The organism is Franconibacter pulveris, assembly GCF_056780215.1.
On record NZ_CM165555.1, the window covers coordinates 3,584,327 to 3,603,720 of the forward strand.

The 19,394-nt window shown below is 55.2% G+C and carries 19 protein-coding genes; 9 read left to right on the forward strand and 10 right to left on the reverse strand.

Annotated elements, in window-relative coordinates; all coding sequences use genetic code 11:
• Position 1 precedes the first annotated feature (1 nt).
• From rseC to rseD, 5 genes are read right to left on the reverse strand one after another with little or no spacing between them, the layout of a single operon-like run.
• Complete coding sequence (rseC, locus tag ACU4F7_RS16910; protein WP_029593634.1) at positions 2 to 478, reverse strand: SoxR-reducing system protein RseC; 477 nt, start codon at positions 476 to 478, stop codon at positions 2 to 4.
• Positions 475 to 1,428 carry a sigma-E factor regulatory protein RseB gene (rseB, locus tag ACU4F7_RS16915; RefSeq protein WP_024556609.1) on the reverse strand — a complete coding sequence of 318 codons (954 nt, stop codon included), beginning with the start codon at positions 1,426 to 1,428 and terminating at the stop codon, positions 475 to 477. Before rseB ends, rseC begins: the two co-directional genes overlap by 4 nt.
• Complete coding sequence (rseA, locus tag ACU4F7_RS16920) at positions 1,428 to 2,081, reverse strand: anti-sigma-E factor RseA (protein WP_481637397.1); 654 nt, start codon at positions 2,079 to 2,081, stop codon at positions 1,428 to 1,430. The genes rseB and rseA overlap by 1 nt, the downstream gene beginning before the upstream one ends.
• Before the next feature lie 31 nt (positions 2,082 to 2,112).
• A complete protein-coding gene (rpoE, locus tag ACU4F7_RS16925; RefSeq protein WP_024553705.1) occupies positions 2,113 to 2,688 on the reverse strand; it encodes an RNA polymerase sigma factor RpoE in 576 nt (191 codons plus the stop codon).
• Positions 2,685 to 2,846 carry a rpoE leader peptide RseD gene (gene rseD / locus ACU4F7_RS16930; protein WP_125454270.1) on the reverse strand — a complete coding sequence of 54 codons (162 nt, stop codon included), beginning with the start codon at positions 2,844 to 2,846 and terminating at the stop codon, positions 2,685 to 2,687. Before rseD ends, rpoE begins: the two co-directional genes overlap by 4 nt.
• 277 nt (positions 2,847 to 3,123) lie before the next feature.
• Here rseD and nadB point away from each other — a divergent pair, with 277 nt between their 5' ends.
• On the forward strand, positions 3,124 to 4,743 hold the full coding sequence (nadB, locus tag ACU4F7_RS16935; protein ID WP_029593636.1) for an L-aspartate oxidase: 1,620 nt from the start codon (positions 3,124 to 3,126) through the stop codon (positions 4,741 to 4,743).
• Here the strand turns inward: nadB and trmN are convergent.
• On the reverse strand, positions 4,728 to 5,465 hold the full coding sequence (gene trmN / locus ACU4F7_RS16940; protein ID WP_481637398.1) for a tRNA(1)(Val) (adenine(37)-N(6))-methyltransferase TrmN: 738 nt from the start codon (positions 5,463 to 5,465) through the stop codon (positions 4,728 to 4,730). The two genes, nadB and trmN, sit on opposite strands and share 16 nt — an antisense overlap.
• A 130-nt stretch (positions 5,466 to 5,595) precedes the next feature.
• On the opposite strand from trmN, the gene srmB reads away from it, so the two are divergent.
• Positions 5,596 to 6,924 carry an ATP-dependent RNA helicase SrmB gene (gene srmB / locus ACU4F7_RS16945; protein ID WP_029593638.1) on the forward strand — a complete coding sequence of 443 codons (1,329 nt, stop codon included), beginning with the start codon at positions 5,596 to 5,598 and terminating at the stop codon, positions 6,922 to 6,924.
• Positions 6,925 to 7,007: 83 nt separating this feature from the next.
• Here the strand turns inward: srmB and grcA are convergent, their stop codons facing one another.
• Entirely contained in the window at positions 7,008 to 7,391 is a 384-nt protein-coding gene (gene grcA, locus ACU4F7_RS16950; RefSeq protein ID WP_481637399.1) for an autonomous glycyl radical cofactor GrcA, read from the reverse strand.
• Positions 7,392 to 7,697: 306 nt separating this feature from the next.
• Here grcA and ung point away from each other — a divergent pair, with 306 nt between their 5' ends.
• Positions 7,698 to 8,387, forward strand: a complete 690-nt coding sequence (ung, locus tag ACU4F7_RS16955; protein ID WP_024556603.1) for a uracil-DNA glycosylase — start codon at positions 7,698 to 7,700, stop codon at positions 8,385 to 8,387.
• Positions 8,388 to 8,418: 31 nt separating this feature from the next.
• Here the strand turns inward: ung and ACU4F7_RS16960 are convergent, their stop codons facing one another.
• Positions 8,419 to 9,456, reverse strand: a complete 1,038-nt coding sequence (locus ACU4F7_RS16960) for a tRNA/rRNA methyltransferase (RefSeq protein WP_481637400.1) — start codon at positions 9,454 to 9,456, stop codon at positions 8,419 to 8,421.
• 210 nt (positions 9,457 to 9,666) lie between these two features.
• Here ACU4F7_RS16960 and trxC point away from each other — a divergent pair, with 210 nt between their 5' ends.
• The 5 genes from trxC (at position 9,667) to ACU4F7_RS16985 (ending at position 15,413) form a co-directional block, all read left to right on the forward strand.
• Positions 9,667 to 10,098 carry a thioredoxin TrxC gene (gene trxC, locus ACU4F7_RS16965; protein WP_029593640.1) on the forward strand — a complete coding sequence of 144 codons (432 nt, stop codon included), beginning with the start codon at positions 9,667 to 9,669 and terminating at the stop codon, positions 10,096 to 10,098.
• A 69-nt stretch (positions 10,099 to 10,167) separates the two neighbouring features.
• On the forward strand, positions 10,168 to 10,869 hold the full coding sequence (locus ACU4F7_RS16970; protein WP_481637401.1) for a tRNA-uridine aminocarboxypropyltransferase: 702 nt from the start codon (positions 10,168 to 10,170) through the stop codon (positions 10,867 to 10,869).
• A gap of 34 nt (positions 10,870 to 10,903) precedes the next feature.
• Entirely contained in the window at positions 10,904 to 13,564 is a 2,661-nt protein-coding gene (locus ACU4F7_RS16975; protein ID WP_481637402.1) for a bifunctional acetate--CoA ligase family protein/GNAT family N-acetyltransferase, read from the forward strand.
• Positions 13,565 to 13,676: 112 nt separating this feature from the next.
• The gene (gene pssA / locus ACU4F7_RS16980) at positions 13,677 to 15,032 is read left to right on the forward strand and encodes a CDP-diacylglycerol--serine O-phosphatidyltransferase (RefSeq protein WP_029593643.1); all 1,356 of its coding nucleotides are present in this window, start codon (positions 13,677 to 13,679) and stop codon (positions 15,030 to 15,032) included.
• A 57-nt stretch (positions 15,033 to 15,089) separates the two neighbouring features.
• Complete coding sequence (locus tag ACU4F7_RS16985) at positions 15,090 to 15,413, forward strand: YfiM family lipoprotein (protein ID WP_029593644.1); 324 nt, start codon at positions 15,090 to 15,092, stop codon at positions 15,411 to 15,413.
• Here the strand turns inward: ACU4F7_RS16985 and ACU4F7_RS16990 are convergent.
• Together ACU4F7_RS16990 and ACU4F7_RS16995 are read right to left on the reverse strand one after the other, a co-directional pair.
• The gene (locus tag ACU4F7_RS16990) at positions 15,410 to 16,711 is read right to left on the reverse strand and encodes an MFS family transporter (protein WP_029593645.1); all 1,302 of its coding nucleotides are present in this window, start codon (positions 16,709 to 16,711) and stop codon (positions 15,410 to 15,412) included. The genes ACU4F7_RS16985 and ACU4F7_RS16990 overlap by 4 nt on opposite strands.
• Before the next feature lie 152 nt (positions 16,712 to 16,863).
• On the reverse strand, positions 16,864 to 17,316 hold the full coding sequence (locus ACU4F7_RS16995; RefSeq protein WP_481637403.1) for a DUF4385 domain-containing protein: 453 nt from the start codon (positions 17,314 to 17,316) through the stop codon (positions 16,864 to 16,866).
• 162 nt (positions 17,317 to 17,478) lie between these two features.
• Here ACU4F7_RS16995 and ACU4F7_RS17000 point away from each other — a divergent pair, with 162 nt between their 5' ends.
• Complete coding sequence (locus tag ACU4F7_RS17000) at positions 17,479 to 19,275, forward strand: thiamine pyrophosphate-requiring protein (protein WP_481638749.1); 1,797 nt, start codon at positions 17,479 to 17,481, stop codon at positions 19,273 to 19,275.
• The last annotated feature ends 119 nt before the right edge of the window (positions 19,276 to 19,394 follow it).

The window sequence follows — 19,394 nt, forward strand, 5'->3', positions numbered from 1 at the left end:
ATTACCGGCTTTCAGAGGAAGGGGTTTCAACACGCAAAACATCAGGCGGCAAGCCCACGCTCAGGATGACGGGCTGCCAGGATTCCCGCGAGCTCAATGTCGGTGAAAAACCACGCGCCAGCAAAAATCCGCCCACGCCGCCAAGCGCCGCGCCGCACGCCGCAGCGATGTCGCTGCCGAAAAGCGTCTGAAAAACCGCGGCCATAATAAACAGCCCCGCAAGCGGCGACATATAAACCAGCAGCGCTGAGCCGAGCAGGCTGCTTTCCGCAATGCCTAATTCAACTTTTTGCCCTGGCGTTAACGGTTTTTCGCTCGGTACGGTGATGTAGTGCGTCGTCTGCGGGCCAAGCTTATTCAGCACGCGCGTGCCGCAGCCCGCGCGGGAAGCGCAACTGCTGCAAGATGCCTTTACGTCACAGCTTAAAACGGCTTCGCCGGCCTGCCACGATACCACCGTGGCCCATTCTTTAATCATTGTGTTGCCTTGAATTTAATACTGCTGGCGATACGCTTAGCGGTTTGCGGCGGCAGTTCGCCGACCACGGTAATTTCCGCGTTGTCGCGCACTTCGCTGCTGACCGTACGCCGCCCGGTACGCAACATCTGTTCTGCGCTGGTGCTGCTGGCGCGATTAATGTTGACCGAGAAACTGAATAAGCCGTCGGAATAGAGCCGGGATTCGACCGGCATATCTATCGTCGGCAAGGAGCGACGGCTGCTGGAGACTTCAGAAAAGCCCTGCGGCAGCCAGGCTGGCGCCCAGTTGAACGTCACTTTCTCCGAGCCGGGAACCGACAGCAACGGCGGCAAAGAGGCCTGCGCCAGATTTTGCATCATTGTGCCGGGCTTATCCTGGATGGTAAATGAAATCACGCGAAATTGTTCCAGCGTCTCGCCATCACGGTCCAGCAAATCGACGCGCAGCGGCAGCTTGCTCTGCGTATCCATCCAGACAATGTAGCTGTAACGCGTTCCGTCGCGCGCCACCACGCGGATAACTTCACAAAGCCGGTCGGCGATGCGGGTTCGGCCTACGGAGATAAAATCATAATACGGAGCCAGACGACGGAAGTCGGTATACACCAATGACGGCAGCGAATCGACAATATAGTCGCCGTTAAGCGTGAACGGTTCGAGTCCCGGCTCGAAGTAGCTGATTTCGTTACCACGCTGTACGACTTCACGGCGCGGTCCATCCATCTGCAGAAGTTGAGCCAGCGGTTTGTTATCAAGACGAGCATGGCGATAGCGGAGCGACTCCACGCCTTGCTTGTTAATGCTGATAAAAGCTAACTCGTAATTGAGTGACTGGCTAGCCAGGTTCATTTGCTGCAACAGCGCCTCTGACGAAGCATCCGCCGAGGCGCTGACAGAGAAGAACAGGCTGCCAGCCACAAGGGACATGGCGCACCAAAGTTGCTTCATTACTGCGATTGCGTTCCTAAAGTCTGGTTTCCTGGCACTTGCACAGCAGCCTGCTGTGTTTGCGCCTGCTCAAACTGGAGCTGTTCAGCGTGCAAACGACGCTGCAGTTCGTAATCCTGAAGCATTGCGTTTATGCGGCGACGCTGCTCCTGCACTTGCTGCTGTTGGCCCGTGCTGGCGGTGCTCTCTGACGGCACGCCGAGGCTAACAGGACTGGCTTTACCCATCATCGGCAAGGTGTTGAAGACGGGCGTTTCCGGCTGCGCCGTACTTGCGTCCGGCGTACTGTTATAGTGCTGGACGCCGACGATCACTGCCAGCGATACGCAAGCCGCTACGCCAACCTGAGTAATCTGGCTCGCCCAGGGGCGCAACTTCTGCCAGAAACCCATTTTTTGCCATTGGTGGGGAGTTGGTTGTGATTCAGGGATAAGCGGGGCTGCATGGCGAACCGGTTCGTTTTCAATCGCCGCCATAACGCGCGCGGAAATGTCGAAGTGCATGACCTCGCCCGTATCACCGCGCAGCGTGTCGCGAATGAGATGATAGCTTTCCCATTTTTGCTGCAATGCCTCGTCTTTCGACAAGTCATTGAGCAACTCGCTATCCAGTGTTTCCCCGTCCATCAAAGCGGAAAGTTGTTCTTTCTGCATGCCTAATACCTTTTCCAGTATCCCGCTATCGTCAACGCCTGATAAGCGGTTGAACTTTATTATCAATAGCTTCCCGAGCACGGAAAATACGGGAGCGCACCGTACCGACCGGGCAATCCATGATAGCCGCTATCTCTTCATAGCTCAGGCCATCCAGCTCCCGTAACGTTATTGCCATGCGTAAATCTTCCGGGAGTGACTCAATGGTACGGAAAACAATTTGTCTCAATTCTTCAGACAACATTAAGTTCTCAGGGTTCGAAATTTCTTTCAGCGCGCTGCCACTTTCGAAGTTTTCCGCGTCGTTGGCGTCCACGTCGCTGGAAGGCGGCCTACGCCCCTGAGCTACCAGATAATTTTTCGCCGTGTTGACGGCGATACGGTACAACCACGTATAGAAAGCGCTATCACCACGAAAGGAATCCAGTGCGCGATAGGCTTTGATAAAAGACTCTTGCACCACGTCAGGAACATCGCCTGAGGGAACATACCGGGAAACCAGGTTCGCTACTTTATGCTGGTAGCGGACCACCAGTAAATTAAACGCCTTTTGTTCTCCCTTCTGGACCCGTTCGACGAGGACCTGATCCGTTAACTGCTCGCTCATCCGAGGTAATGTCTCCCCAAACCTAATTTCCACGCGTAATCGAAACGCCACCCGAACTCTGCACTTATGAGCAAGCAGACGGTTAGAGTGTCGGTCCTCCGCATAGTTCCGTTACGCCTTTGTTTTTGTGCTCTGTTTTGCGGAAAGCGCTTTCTCATTCATTATATGTTCCGCCCGGAAAAAAGGGGCTGTTACGCACCGTAATATGCCGCACAGGGCGTTTGCAGAGTAACGCAACCCTGCTTTTATTTCATCTTTTAATCCAGAAGTGTGCGAAGCGCGGCAAAACAGGCCAACTTGCGAGATTTACGCTTGTCACTGTTCTTCAACATCCTCTTGTTCAGCATCTGCAACCATTTATAAAAAAAGCGTGCGCTTTTTAAAGCCAGGGTGCTATGCTGGCTCAACCTTGTTTAGTAAATTAAACACAGCATCATGAACACGACTACAGACCTTCATTGTGACGTGCTGATTGTCGGGAGCGGCGCAGCGGGACTTTCACTGGCGCTTCGTCTGGCGCAGCAGCATCAGGTTATTGTGCTAAGTAAAGGCCCGGTGAGCGAAGGCTCGACCTTTTACGCCCAGGGCGGCATCGCCGCCGTGTTTGATGAAACCGACAGTATCGCCTCCCATGTTGAAGACACCTTGATTGCAGGCGCAGGCATCTGCGATCGCGAAGCGGTGGAATTCGTGGCCAGCAACGCGCGCCACTGCGTTCAATGGCTTATCGACCAGGGCGTGCTGTTTGATACTGAAATTCAGCCCAATGGCGAAGCAAGCTATCACCTGACGCGCGAAGGCGGCCACAGCCATCGACGCATACTGCACTCTGCGGACGCCACCGGCAAAGCCGTAGAAACCACGCTGGTCGGTCAGGCGCTAAGCCATCCCAACATCCGTATTCTTGAACGCAGCAACGCCGTTGATTTAATTATTTCCGATAAAATCGGGCTGCCCGGCACGCGCCGCGTGGTGGGCGCCTGGGTCTGGAATCGCAATAAAGAGCGGGTGGAAACCTGCCGGGCAAAAGCGGTAGTGCTGGCGACCGGCGGCGCCTCTAAGGTTTATCAATATACCACTAACCCGGACATCGCCTCCGGCGATGGCATCGCCATGGCGTGGCGCGCAGGCTGCCGGGTGGCGAATCTGGAGTTTAACCAGTTTCACCCCACCGCGCTTTTCCATCCTCAGGCGAGGAATTTTTTGCTTACCGAGGCGCTGCGCGGCGAAGGGGCCTGGCTTAAGCGGCCGGACGGCAGTCGTTTCATGCCTGACTTTGACGAGCGCGCCGAGCTTGCGCCGCGCGATATCGTCGCCCGCGCGATTGACCATGAGATGAAACGCCTCGGCGCGGACTGCATGTATCTGGATATCAGCCATAAACCTGCTGAATTTATCCGCCACCACTTCCCCACCATTTACGAAAAGCTGCTGGGCCTTGGCATCGATCTCACTACCGATCCGGTTCCCGTGGTGCCTGCAGCGCACTATACCTGTGGCGGCGTGATGGTGGATGAGCATGGCCGCACGGATGTCGACGGATTGTATGCTGTTGGCGAAGTGACCTACACCGGGCTGCACGGCGCTAACCGCATGGCGTCAAATTCTTTACTGGAGTGCCTGGTTTACGGCTGGTCAGCCGCCGAAGATATAAACAAGCGTATGCCTTATGTGCGCGGGGTGAAAGCGTTGCCCGCATGGGACGAAAGCCGCGTGGAAAACCCGGACGAGCTGGTGGTTATTCAGCATAACTGGCACGAGCTGCGGCTTTTTATGTGGGATTACGTTGGCATCGTGCGAACCACCCGACGGCTTGAGCGGGCATTACGCCGCATCACCATGCTTCAGCAGGAAATCGACGAGTATTACGCCCATTTCCGTGTTTCCAACAACCTGCTGGAATTGCGAAACCTGGTTCAGGTGGCAGAGCTTATTGTGCGCTGCGCGATGATGCGCAAAGAGAGCCGGGGGCTGCATTACACGCTCGACTACCCTGATGCCCTGCCCGACTCCGGTCCTTCCATACTTTCGCCGCTGGTTCACATAAACAGATAGAAATCCTGGGTCAGGCCGCAATAAGCCTCGGAATAATGGTGGTCTGGCCCACGGATAATCAACCTGTCGGTAAAACTTTCGCCCGGAAAGGGTGAAAAAGCGAGCAGCACGCGGTGCGGCAACCGCTCCGGCGTTTCAGCGACATCCGTACGCAGCCGAAGGTGCCAACCCTGTGTTATCGCCTGTCGACTGAACGTCTCACCCACCTCTACGGGAAGGATGACGCAAAAAAAACCTTCTTCTGTGATTAACTGCGCCGCGCAGTTCAGCAAAGCGGTATGGTCGAGCGTTGTCGTATAGCGCGCCTGCTCGCGGGCCGGCGTTGCGCACTCAACCCCCTTTTCGTAATAAGGAGGATTACAGACGATAAGCTCATAGCGCTGCGTTTGCAGCTGCGACCAGGCCAGCGCGTCCGCAGTATGGATGGCAAGGCGTTGCGCCCACGGCGAGGCTTGCGCGTTTTCACGGGCCTGCGCTGCGGCTTCGGCATCCAGTTCCACCGCTTCAATTTGTACGCTTTGCGGCGTACGCTGGGCCAGCATCAGGGCGAGCAATCCGCTTCCTGCGCCGATATCAAGAATGCGCGTCACGCCGGCGACGGGCGCCCACGCACCCAGCAAGATACCGTCAGTACTGACTTTCATCGCGCAGCGATCGTGTGCAATAAAGAACTGTTTAAACGTAAATCCGTTACGGCGCAGCGGGGCTTTTGGCTCAGACATCTTCACTACCTGCTAACAAAACCGCTGTAGCATAGGGGAAAGCGACGTCCCGGGGAAGCGGTTCTCCCTGGAAAGGGATGAACATTACAGGCTGAACGTCTATAATCGGCGGCCCACACTGAGGTAGAAAATGACTGTAACCACTTTTTCCGAACTTGAACTTGATGAAAGCCTTCTGGACGCCCTCCAGGATAAAGGTTTTTCTCGTCCCACGGCCATTCAGGCCGCCGCTATTCCGCCTGCGCTCGAAGGGCGTGATGTGCTGGGTTCAGCGCCGACAGGCACCGGTAAAACGGCAGCTTATCTGTTGCCGGCGTTGCAGCATCTGCTGGACTTTCCCCGTAAAAAATCGGGACCACCGCGTATTCTCATCCTGACGCCAACCCGCGAGCTGGCTATGCAGGTTGCCGAGCACGCCCGCGAGCTCGCCGCTCACACGCATCTCGATATCGCTACGATCACTGGCGGCGTTGCGTATATGAACCACGCCGAAGTATTCAGCGAAAACCAGGATATCGTCGTCGCGACCACCGGCCGCCTGCTGCAATACATTAAAGAAGAGAATTTCGACTGCCGCGCCGTGGAAACGCTTATCCTCGATGAGGCGGACCGCATGCTGGACATGGGTTTCGCGCAGGATATCGAACACATCTCTGGCGAAACGCGCTGGCGTAAGCAAACCATGCTATTTTCCGCCACGCTCGAAGGGGAAGCGATTAAAGATTTCGCTGAGCGTCTGCTGGAAGATCCGGTTGAAGTTTCCGCCACCCCTTCTGTTCGCGAACGTAAGAAGATCCATCAGTGGTATTACCGCGCGGATGATGTTCAACATAAAACCGCTCTGCTGGTCCATCTGTTAAAACAGCCGGACGTCAGCCGTTCTATCGTTTTCGTGCGCAAGCGCGAGCGCGTGCATGAACTGGCGGGCTGGCTGCGTGAAGCGGGCATCAATACCTGTTATCTCGAAGGCGAGATGGTACAGGCTAAGCGCAACGAAGCGATTAAGCGCCTGACCGATGGTCGCGTCAACGTACTTATCGCCACCGACGTGGCGGCGCGCGGCATCGATATTGCGGATGTCAGCCATGTCTTTAACTTCGACATGCCGCGCACGGCGGATACATATTTGCACCGCATCGGCCGTACAGGCCGCGCCGGGCGTAAAGGCACCGCGATTTCGCTGGTGGAAGCCCATGACCATCTGCTGCTTGGCAAAGTTGAGCGGTATGTCAAAGAGCCGCTGAAAGCGCGCGTTATCGATGAACTGCGCCCGACAACGCGCGCGCCGAGCGAAAAGCTCAAGGGCAAGCCGTCGAAGAAAGTGCTGGCAAAACGCGAAGAGAAGAAAAAAGAGAAAGAAAAAGAGAAGCCGCGCGTGAAAAAACGTCATCGCGATACTAAAAATATCGGCAAGCGTCGCAAACCCAATGCGACAGCGACGACGGGCGGCGAAGAGTAACCGCCTGTTAAGAAAAAACCGCCTGCTTTTACAGGCGGTTTTTTTATGGCTGCCGACGAAGAGCCCCCTCGTCGTCCGGCAGATTACAGGCTTTCTGTAAAAGTACGGGCAATAACGTCGCGCTGCTGTTCCGGCGTCAGAGAGTTAAAGCGCACCGCATAACCAGAAACGCGAATGGTCAGTTGCGGATATTTTTCCGGATGCTTAACGGCATCTTCCAGCGTTTCACGGCGCAGTACGTTGACGTTCAGATGCTGGCCGCCTTCCACGCGCACTTCCGGCTTCACTTCCATCGGTACTTCACGGTATTCAAACTGGCCAAGTTTGCTTACGGCGACGACTTCATCTTCTGCAAACCCTGCTTTCGCGCAAACGCAGCGCGCTTCGCCTTTTTCATTGTCCAGCAGCCAGAAAGAGTTCAGCAGGTCGTCGTTCGCGGCTTTAGTGATCTGGATACCCCTAATCATATGATGCCTCCCTATGGGCTTAGTCTTTGATTATCATCAGCCAGCGTTGGCTAATTGGTAAAACCATTGTTGATAGGTTGTTTTATATACCAACAGCGGGGCACTATTCTTTGATTAAAATCAACAAAAACCACATGAGAAACGTGGTTATGAAGCCAAGGAATTGTTTTGCATCAACTTAAGCGCCAGGCGTAGCGGCGCAAATAATATAAATTTTCGCCGGGGCCAGCCTATGGCTTCCTGGAAATTTTGTTCAGATGAAATAAGCAGTTAAGCTTAGGGAAAGAAAATTCGCAGGAGAGCGAGATGGCAGACAAACTCACCTGGCACGACGTGCTGGCCGAAGAGAAACAGAAACCCTATTTCCAGAACATCCTGACCACCGTAGCCGCCGAGCGCGAAGCAGGCGTAACTATCTATCCGCCGCAAAAAGATGTGTTCAATGCTTTTCGCTTTACGGAACTGGGCGACGTAAAAGTGGTTATCCTTGGACAGGATCCTTATCACGGCCCGGGGCAAGCGCACGGGCTCGCTTTCTCCGTTCGTCCGGGCGTAGCGCCGCCGCCTTCGCTGGTGAATATGTATAAAGAGCTGGAAAAGTCGATTCCGGGCTTTGAACGCCCAACGCATGGCTATCTGGAGAGCTGGGCGCGTCAGGGCGTCATGCTGCTCAATACCGTATTGACGGTTCAGGCGGGTAAAGCGCACTCGCACGCGAATCTCGGATGGGAAACCTTTACCGATAAAGTCATCTCGCTTATTAACGAGCATCGTGAAGGCGTGGTATTTCTGCTCTGGGGTTCGCATGCGCAGAAAAAAGGCGCGATTATCGACCGCCAGCGGCACCATGTTTTACAGGCGCCGCACCCGTCTCCGCTTTCCGCCCATCGCGGTTTCTTCGGCTGCGGCCATTTCGCTAAAACCAATGAATACCTGACGGCGCATGGACAGAAGCCCATCGACTGGGAACCGACGCTGCCCGCCGAATCGGAATAGCAAAACGCCAGCTTACGCTGGCGTTTTTTTATCAGGCTTTGTTCTGTCGCCACCATTCGGCAAGCAGGACGCCGGTCGCTACCGAGACGTTCAGGCTCTCAACGTTACCGGTGCCATCAATAGAGAGACGCAGATCGGCATTAGCGAACGTGGTTTCTGAAATCCCCTCGCGCTCCTGGCCGAGCACCAACACCATTTTCTTCGGCAGCTGCGCCTGGAAAAGCGGCGTGCCTTTGTGGCTGGAAGTGGTAACGATAGCGTAACCTGCGCGGCGGAACTGCTCGAGCGTGTCGTTAAAGCTGTCGCCCGTTATCGCTTCTACATGCTCTGCGCCGCCTTCGGCAGTGCGCACCGCCGCGCCGGATTCAAGCAGCCCGGCATCCTGCACCACCACGCCTTTCACGCCGAAATGCGCGCAGCTGCGCACGATTGCGCCGAGGTTATGCGGGTTGCCGACATCTTCCAGCGCCAGAACGCAATCTTCTTCGCCGCTCTTGCTCAGCCACTGGTTAACCGACAGGCCATTGCGTTTTTTGATAAGAAAACAGACGCCGCCATGGTGCTCGGTGCCGGACGCTTTCGCCAGCTCCGCTTCGTCCACCACATGATAGGCCTTGCGGTTAGCGGCCATCCAGCGCAGCGCCTCTTTAAAGCGCGGCGTTACGCTCTGGATAAACCAGGCGCGGACAATGGCTTCCGGGCGGCTCTGGAATAACGCCTGACAGGCATTTTCACCATAAACGCGGGTCTCTTCGGCGCGCTGGCGGCGCAGCACTTCCGGATCGATAAAACTTTTACCGCTGATGCCGCCGTGATCGGGTTTCGCCGGCGCATCATCGCCTGGCGCGCGGGATACGGTGCGCCATGGTGAAGCGTCGCGGTCGCGGTCGCGCGCGCCGCCTTTCTCGTCGCGCGGCGCACGGCGGCCGCCTTCAGCGCGGGCAGAGCCAGACGGACGTCCGCCTCCTTTTCCGGTGCGCGGATTCGCGCCACGTTTATCGGCATTGTCGTCACCGCGAACATACATCACTTTGACTTTGCCGCCTTTACCTTTTAAATCGTCATTCATGCTTTTCTCCACCAGCGCTGCGCGAAGCGCGAAGATTACCCGATGTATCCCCGCTGCGCCATGTTCTTCGCGCAAAAGCTAATAACTATTGTACTCATTGGATAAAACACCTGGTCGCCGGAAACAACTTCTCAGATAATATGCAACAATATTGAAACATAACCGACATGCCCTGCCGGTTCCTGTAAACCTGTTTCCCAGAGGTCTGTTATGAATACCGTTTGTGCCGCCTGCCAGGCTATTAACCGCATTCCGGAAGACCGCCTTGAAGATGGCGCGAAATGCGGTCGCTGCGGCCATGAGCTGTTTGATGGCGAGGTTATCAACGCCACCAGCGAAACTTTCGACGCCCTGTTGAAAGACGACCTGCCGGTAGTGGTTGATTTCTGGGCCCCGTGGTGCGGCCCCTGCCGCAACTTCGCGCCGATTTTTGAAGATGTGGCTGAAGAGCGCAGCGGTAAAATCCGCTTCGTAAAAATCAACACCGAGGCGGAACGTGAGCTTAGCGCGCGTTTTCGCATCCGCAGCATTCCGACCATTATGATGTTCAAAAACGGCCAGCTCGTTGACATGCTCAACGGCGCGGTGCCCAAAGCGCCGTTCGACGCCTGGCTAAACGAAGCCGTCAACGAAGCCGTGTAACCGCAACGGGGCGCAAAATTTGCGCCCCGTTTTTCCCTCTGCGACAATGGCGTTTTTGCCAGGCCTTCCATGACCGACAACGCTGTTCTTCGCTTACGCGCCGAGCGCCTCGCGCGCGCCACCCGTCCTTTTCTTGCCAGGGGCAACCGTATCTGCCGCTGCCAGCGCTGTCTGTTGCCGCTTAAGCAATGTTTGTGCGCAACGCTGCAGCCCGCGCAGGCCCGCAGCCGCTTTTGTCTGGTGATGTTTGACACCGAGCCAATGAAGCCCAGCAATACCGGCCGCTTGATAGCCGACGTTTTGCCGGACACCGCGGCCTTTCAGTGGTCGCGCACCGAGCCGCCTCAGGCGCTGCTTGATCTGGTAACTAACCCTGACTATCAGCCGATGGTGGTTTTTCCCGCTTCTTATGCCGATGCGGGCCGGGAAGTCTTAACCGCCCCGCCCGCTGGCAGCAAACCGCCGTTGTTTATTATGCTTGACGGCACCTGGACCGAGGCGCGGAAAATGTTTCGTAAAAGCCCTTATCTGGATGCGTTGCCGGTCATTTCGGTCGACCTTTCCCGCGTTTCCGCCTATCGCCTGCGTGAAGCGCATGCAGAGGGGCAATACTGCACCGCCGAGGTCGCGGTAGCCCTGCTCGATCTCGCCGACGACATGGCGGCGGCAAAACGGCTCAGCGACCATTTCGCGCTGTTCCGCGAACGCTATCTCGCGGGAAAACCCCACCATCAGGGAAGCGTCACAGCAGAAGCGACAGAAAGCGTTTAAAATCATCGGGTCACTTTGCCCTGCGGAGAAGAAGATGAGCCAACGTGGACTGGAAGCACTGCTACGCCCGAAATCCATCGCCGTGGTGGGCGCGTCGATGAAGCCGGATCGCGCGGGTTATCTGATGATGCGCAATTTGCTGGCGGGCGGATTCAACGGCCCGGTACTGCCAGTGACGCCCGCCTGGAAAGCGGTTTGCGGCGTCCTTGCCTGGCCCGATGTGGCGAGCCTTCCTTTTACGCCGGATCTCGCTGTGCTGTGTACCAATGCCAGGCGAAACCTGACGCTGCTGGAGGCGCTGGGAGAAAAAGGCTGTAAGACCTGCATTATTCTCTCTTCGCCTGCGGAGCAGCACGCAGAACTGCTGGCCTGCGCGGCGCGTTTTCAGATGCGTTTATTAGGGCCAAACAGCCTTGGTCTGCTCGCCCCCTGGCAGGGCCTGAACGCCAGCTTTTCCCCGGTGCCGATCCGTAAAGGCAAGCTGGCGTTTATTTCGCAGTCCGCCGCCGTTTCCAACACTATCCTCGACTGGGCCCAGCAGCGCGAAATGGGGTTCTCCTATTTTATCGCGCTTGGTGATAGCCTGGACATTGATGTCGACGAACTGCTTGATTACCTGACGCGGGACAGCAAAACCAGCGCCATTTTGCTCTACCTGGAGCACCTGAGCGACGCCCGGCGTTTTGTTTCCGCCGCCCGTAGCGCTTCCCGTAATAAACCCATTCTTGTGATTAAAAGCGGGCGTAGCCCGCAGGCGCGCCATCTGCTTCGTACGCCTGCCGGGCTGGACGCCGCCTGGGATGCCGCCATCCAGCGCGCCGGTCTGTTGCGCGTTCAGGACACGCATGAGCTCTTTTCAGCCGTTGAAACGCTCAGCCACATGCGTCCGCTGCGCGGCGAACGGCTGATGATTGTCAGCAACGGCGCGGCCCCGGCGGCGCTTGCGCTGGATGAACTGTGGTTACGCAACGGCAAACTGGCACTGCCTGGGGAAGAGACGCTTGTTCGTTTAAAAACGGCGCTGCCGACGGGCGTTGAGCCTGCCAATCCCCTTGATTTACGGGATGACGCTACGCCTGAGCGCTACCTGAAAGCGATAGAAGCGCTGCTTGATAGCCACGATTACGACGCGTTGATGATCATTCACTCTCCCAGCGCCGCAGCGCCGGGCAGCGAAAGCGCGCGCGCTCTTATAGACCTGCTCAATCGCCATTCGCGCGGCAAGTACGTTACGCTCATCACTAACTGGTGCGGCGAGCACTCTTCGCAAGAAGCGCGAAGACTCTTCAGCGATGCCGGCATTCCCACTTACCGCACGCCGGAAGGGGCAATAACCGCCTTTATGCATATGGTGGAGTATCGCCGCAATCAGAAACAGCTGCGCGAGATCCCGGCCCTGCCCGTCAACCTTACGACCAATACCGCCGATGCCCATCGCTTGCTGCAACAGGCGTTAGAAGACGGGGCTACCCGGCTTGATACTCATGAAGTGCAGCCCATTTTGCAGGCCTACGGCCTACAGACTTTGCCGACCTGGATTGCCAGCGACAGCGCCGAAGCGGTGCATATCGCTGAGCAGATTGGCTACCCGGTGGCGCTGAAGCTGCGCTCGCCGGATATTCCGCATAAGTCGGAAGTCCAGGGCGTAATGCTTTACCTGCGCACGGCAAAAGAAGTGCAACAGGCGGCGGATGCTATCCTCGATCGCGTAAAAATGACCTGGCCGCAGGCGCGCATTCACGGCCTGTTGGTGCAAAGCATGGCGAACCGTGCGGGCGCGCAGGAGTTGCGGGTTGTGGTGGAGCATGACGAGGTATTCGGACCGCTGATTATGCTGGGCGAAGGCGGCGTCGAGTGGCGCCCTGAAGAACAAGCCGCTGTAGCGCTGCCGCCGCTTAACATGAACCTGGCGCGTTATCTTGTTATTCAGGCGATTAAAAAGGGCAACGTTCGCGGGCGCAGCGCGCTTCGCCCGCTTGATATTCCCGCGTTGAGTCAGCTACTGGTGCAGGTTTCTAACCTGATTGTGGACTGTCCGGAGATTGACCGGCTGGATATTCACCCGCTGCTCGCCTCCGCCAGCGAGTTCACCGCACTCGACGTTACGCTACAAATTAAGCCTTTCACAGGCGACCCGGACGGACGGCTGGCGGTTCGCCCCTATCCGCATCAGTTTGAAGAATGGGTAGAAATGAAAAACGGCGAAAGATGCCTGTTCCGCCCCATCCTGCCCGAAGATGAACCGCTATTGCAGCGCTTTATCGCTCAGGTCACAAAAGAGGATCTCTACTACCGTTATTTTAGCGAGATCAACGAATTTACCCACGATGACTTAGCCAACATGACGCAGATCGACTACGATCGAGAAATGGCTTTCGTCGCCGTGCGCAACCAAAGCGACGAAGCGGAGATACTTGGCGTAACGCGCGCCATATCAGACCCGGATAACATTGATGCGGAATTTGCGGTACTGGTGCGTTCGGATCTCAAAGGCCTTGGGCTGGGCCGCCGTTTGCTGGAAAAGCTGATCGCTTATACTCGCGAGCATGGTCTGCAACGGTTAAACGGCATTACCATGCCGCATAATCGGGGCATGGTGGCGCTGGCCAGAAAACTCGGGTTTAAGGTGGATGTTCAGTTAGAAGATGGCATTGTCGGCCTGACATTACCGCTGTCGCAGGAAGCCGAGTCGTGAGTAAGGTGCTGGAAATAGTGACCACTTTCCCGGACAGTAGTGATATTATCGTCCACTTCTGTCGTCTGTTTTGCGCAGAAGACCATCCTATTCAGAGAAGATATGCACTGTGATGTTGTCTAAATTTAAACGAAACAAACATCAACAACACCTTGCCCAACTACCGAAGCTTTCTCAGTCAGTTGATGATGTCGAGTTTTACTTTTCCCCCGCCGATTTTCGGGAAACCCTGTTGCAAAAAATCGCGGCGGCAACCCAGCGTATCTGCCTCGTCGCGCTCTATCTTGAGCAAGACGACGGCGGCAAAGGCATTCTTTCCGCCCTGTATGAAGCAAAGCGCCAGCGTCCTGAACTGGAAGTGAGCGTGCTGGTCGACTGGCACCGCGCCCAGCGCGGACGTATCGGCGCGGCGGCATCGAATACCAACGCTGACTGGTATTGCCGTATGGCGAAGGAAAATCCAGGCGTCGAAATTCCGGTTTACGGCGTTCCTGTTAATACCCGCGAAGCGCTGGGCGTGCTGCATTACAAAGGCTTTATTATTGATGACGGCGTGTTTTACAGCGGCGCCAGCCTGAATGATGTTTATCTGCATCAGCATGAAAAATACCGTTACGATCGCTATCACTGGATCCGTAACGCAGAGCTTGCCGATCAGATGTACTTTTGGGTGCAGCAGCATCTGGCTGCAGGCCGTGCGGTAAACCGTCTGGACAACCCGGGCCGCCCGAAGAGTCCGGAAATCAAAAATGATATCCGTCTGTTTCGCCAGGAATTGCGCGATGCGGCGTATCATTTTCAGGGGAATGCGGATAACGAACAACTGGCGGTGACGCCGCTGGTTGGGCTGGGTAAATCCAGCCCGCTAAATAAAACCATCTTCCATCTCATGCCTTGCGCGGATCAGAAGCTGGTTATCTGCACTCCTTATTTCAACCTCCCTGCCGTTTTGGTACGCAACGTTATCCAGTTGCTGCGCGATGGCAAACAGGTAGAAATTATCGTCGGCGACAAAACCGCTAACGATTTCTATATTCCTGAGAATGAGCCTTTTAAAATCATTGGCGCGCTGCCCTACCTCTATGAAATCAACCTGCGCCGTTTCTTAAGCCGCCTGCAGTATTATGTCAACAGCGGACAGCTGGTGGTGCGCTTATGGAAGGATGAAGATAATAGCTATCACCTGAAAGGCATGTGGGTGGATGATGAATGGATGCTGCTTACCGGCAACAACCTTAACCCACGCGCATGGCGGCTCGACCTGGAAAACGCCATTCTTATCCACGATCCCAGGCAGCAACTGGCTGCTATGCGCGATAAAGAGCTGGAGCTTATCCGCACCCATACGGTAGTCGTGAAGCATTACCGTGAGTTACAAAGCATTGCGGATTACCCGGTAAAAGTTCGTAAGCTGATTCGCCGCTTACGGCGTATCCGTATCGACCGGCTGATTAGCCGCATTCTGTAACTTTCAGCTATAGTGAAAAGCCCTGCCCGTCAGGGCTTTTTTATTGGAACAGGCTGTATGCGTTTTCTTTTGCTCATCAGCACGATGTTGTTAACTGGCTGTACCCATATGGCTCAGGATGCCTGGTCGGGTCAGGATAAAGCTCAGCATTTTCTCGCCTCCGCCATGCTTTCCGCTGCCGGAAACGAGTTTGCACAACGTCAGGGAATAAGCCACGATCGCGCCGCTGCCGTGGGTGTCATGTTCTCCCTTTCTCTTGGCGCAACAAAAGAATTTTGGGACAGCCGCCCGGCTGGCAGCGGCTGGAGCTGGAAGGATTTCGCCTGGGATGTCGCCGGCGCGACGACCGGCTATACAATCTGGCAGTTAGCCGAACATTAAAGCCGCATGCCCTTTCCTTTACGGTGCAATTTGAGCGAAACCAGCAGCGCAATCGCGCTCATTACCGAAACGTACCAGAAAAAGGCGGTTTCCGAGCCCAACGATTTTAGCGAGAGGGCGACATATTCCGCCGACCCGCCAAACAGCGCGTTTGCAACGGCATAAGACAGCCCTACTCCTAAAGCCCGCACCTGCGCCGGGAACATCTCTGCTTTCAAAATGCCGCTTATCGAGGTGTAAAAGCTGACAATCAGCAGAGCGAGGATCACCAGCCCAAAGGCGGCATAAGGCGAGGAGACATGCTGCAACGCGGTGAGGATGGGCACCGTACAGAGCGTGGCGAGCACGCTAAAGCAGATCATAGAGTTACGACGGCCGATTTTATCGGAAAGCGCGCCAAAAAACGGTTGCGCCAGCATGTAGACAAATAACGCCGCCGTCATTACGCCGCTTGCAACATTAGCATGCATGCCGGCGGTATTGACCAGATACTTCTGCATGTAAGTTGTGAAGGTGTAAAAACTCAGCGAACCTGCGGCGGTAAAACCCAACACCATCAGAAAAGCGCGTCGGTTGCGCCATAAGCCTTTTAACGACCCCGCCTCCTTCAGCGCACGCGTCTCCTGCTGCGAAGTTTCATCCAGCGAACGACGCAGCCACAACGCCACAATCGCCAGCCCGGCGCCCAGTGCAAACGGAATACGCCAGCCCCAGGCGCGTAAATCGCTGTCCGTTAACGTCTGTTGTAAAACAACCAACACCAGCAGCGCCAACAACTGGCCGCCGATAAGCGTGACGTACTGGAAAGAAGCGTAAAAGCCTTTACGTCCCTCTATTGCCACTTCACTCATATAAGTGGCGCTGGTGCCATACTCGCCGCCAACAGAAAGCCCCTGAAACAGACGCGCCAACAGCAGCAGCGCTGGCGCCCAGGTGCCAAGCACGTCATAACCCGGCAGGCAGGCGATGACGAGCGAGCCAAAGCACATCATGCAGACGGAAATCAGCATGGAAGTTTTACGGCCATGCTTATCTGCAATATAGCCAAACATCCACCCGCCGATTGGGCGCATCAAAAAACCTGCGGCAAAAATGCCTGCGGTTTGCAGAAGCTGGGTGGTGCTATTACCGGAGGGGAAGAAGATGTGGGCGAAATAGAGCGAGCAGAACGAATAGACATAAAAATCGAACCACTCCACCAGATTACCGGATGAAGCGCCGACGATGGCCCAGACGCGACGACGAGTATCCGATGACGTCAGCGCCGTTTTCTCCGAACGGGCGGTTACTTCTGTCATTTTTTTCTCCTGTCTTTCATTACGGGAAAACCAACCCGTAAAATGCGGATCCGTAGCTTGCGCCCGCATTAGAGGTAAATAAAGTGTTAATTATTTGTTGGCTATTAATTCTGTGAAGCGCTGAACATTTTACGTCCCCTGAAAGCCCCTGTTTATCCCCATTTTTCTTGATGTGCTTTTTTACGACGAAGATAATCTTCATCGGCGCGTATGCGATCCCACCACGTCTTAAATATCGCCGCCGCTGCTGCTTTGACCGGATCGTTGCCGCGCGGCATTAACTGGCGCTCTTCATCATATTTCTTGCCGCCTTTGTAGTTGGCGTAGCGCCGTGCGCGGGTATACCCCATTTGAATAAATTTCCGCGCCATGTCCATGCCGACGAAGTCATCTTTTTCCCGGTATGCCTCAAACAGCGCATAAATTTTCTCCGCTGACTTTTGAGCGGACTCCGGATCCTTGTAACGCCACCAGGGCAGAATTTCACTCTTATAAGGCTCAACCAGCAACACACCCTGCTCGCCCCGTCCTACCTGATACAGCTCAGGATGCTGGCGAAAATCGGTATTAGTAAAATCCTGCTGGTAATCAAATTCTTTGCGCACCGGCGGCTCTCCGTTGTGATTGTTCTTTTAACCATAGCAGCCTTCGGAGAACTCCCCCTTTTTCGCCCATTTGCTTTAAGTGAACTATTCTCGAACAGACTAAAGGTTCGAGCGCAGCTCAGGCTGAACGCCGTCACGTACCACCTGAAGCGAGGCAAAATAATGACGAAGATGACGAGTGACTTTTTTGTAGAACGGTTAAAAGCATGGGGAGTAACCCGGATTTACGGCTATCCGGGCGATGGCATTAATGGCGTGCTTGGCGCGCTGCAGCGTGCAGAGAAAGCAGGAAACGGCATTGAGTTTATTCAGGTTCGGCATGAAGAGATGGCCGCATTTATGGCCTGCGCTCACGCTAAATTCACCGGCGAGCCTGGCGTTTGCCTCTCAACGGGCGGCCCTGGCGCCACCCATTTGCTGACAGGCCTGTATGACGCGCGAATGGACCATATGCCGGTCATCGCCATCGCCGGTCAGGCGGAAGCAACGGCCCGCGGCGCCACGTATCAACAAGAGCTTAACCTCGACCGCGTATTCAGCGATGTAGCAAGCTTTGTACAGGAAGCGGCGACGCCCTCACAGGTTCGCCATCTGGTGGACCGCGGGGTGCGTATCGCTACCGCTACTAATGGCGTAACGGTGCTTATTCTGCCAAAAGATATTCAGGATGAAGAGTGGCAAGAACCTCAGCATGCGCATGGTTTTACGCATTCAGGGCCTGGCTATCAACGCCCGCATGTCATCCCTCATCAATACGATCTGCAGCGCGCTGCTGATATCCTTAACGATGGTAAAAAAGTTGCGATATTGATTGGCGCTGGCGCGCGCGAGGCGGCGGTGGAGGTGGTTCAGACAGCGAATTTATTGGGCGCAGGTGTGGCGAAGGCCTTGTTAGGTAAAGATGTTTTGCCCGATGACGCTCCGTTTGTAACGGGCTGTATAGGATTGCTTGGTACCGAGCCGTCGTGGGATCTAATGCAGGAGTGCGACACTTTACTCATGATTGGCACCGGCTTTCCCTGGGCAGAATTCTTACCGAAAGAAGGCCAGGCACGTGCCGTCCAGATCGATATCGATCCCGCCATGCTCGGATTACGCTATCCTACTGAAGTTAATCTGCATGGCGACGCCGTCAGTACCTTACAGGCCCTGCTGCCGCTGCTTAAACGTAAAGAAGAGCGCTCATGGCAGGAAAAGATTGCTGTTTCCGTACAGGAGTGGTGGAAAAAAATGGAAGAACGGGCAATGGCGAAAGCCAATCCGGTTAATCCGCAGCGCGTGGTATGGGAAATGTCGCCGCTATTACCTGATAACGCCATCGTCACTTCTGATTCAGGCTCATGCGCTAACTGGTATGCCCGGGACTTTAAAGTGAAGCAGGGACAGCGCTCTTCATTATCAGGCGGGCTTGCCTCTATGGGCGCAGCAGTGCCCTACGCTATTGCTGCTAAGTTTGCGTTTGCGGAAAAACCGGTTGTCGCCCTGGTAGGTGATGGTGCGATGCAGATGAATAACCTTGCTGAGTTAATTACGATTCAAAAATACTGGAAAAGCTGGTCCGATCCGCGTCTGATTGTATGTGTGTTCAATAATGGCGATTTGAATCAGGTGACCTGGGAACAACGCGTAATGGAAGGGAACCCCCGTTATGAAGCCACACAGGATGTGCCAGATGTTCCTTATGCTAAATTTGCCGAATCTATTGGCCTAAAAGGTATTTTTGTTGACGATCCCGATAAGCTGCATGAAGCGTGGACCGAAGCGTTAGGGTCCGATCGTCCTGTCGTGCTGGAAGTGAAAACAGATCCTGAAGTCGCTCCGCTACCGCCGCATATTACGTTTCAGCAGGCAAAATCATTCATGTCTTCTATGACCAAAGGCGACCACTCCGCAGGAAAAGTCATTAAGGACACGGCGCAGCAGATCATGAATACGGTTTTGCCGGGCAATAAAGCGTAAAGGGTTACCTTCTGTTGTACTACATCTTAATAACCACTCATTCGAGTGGTTATTTTTTTACTCTTTCAGCGAATTTTTTAGGATGTTGTAACTAAAAAAGTAGCACCGCTGAAAAGCAA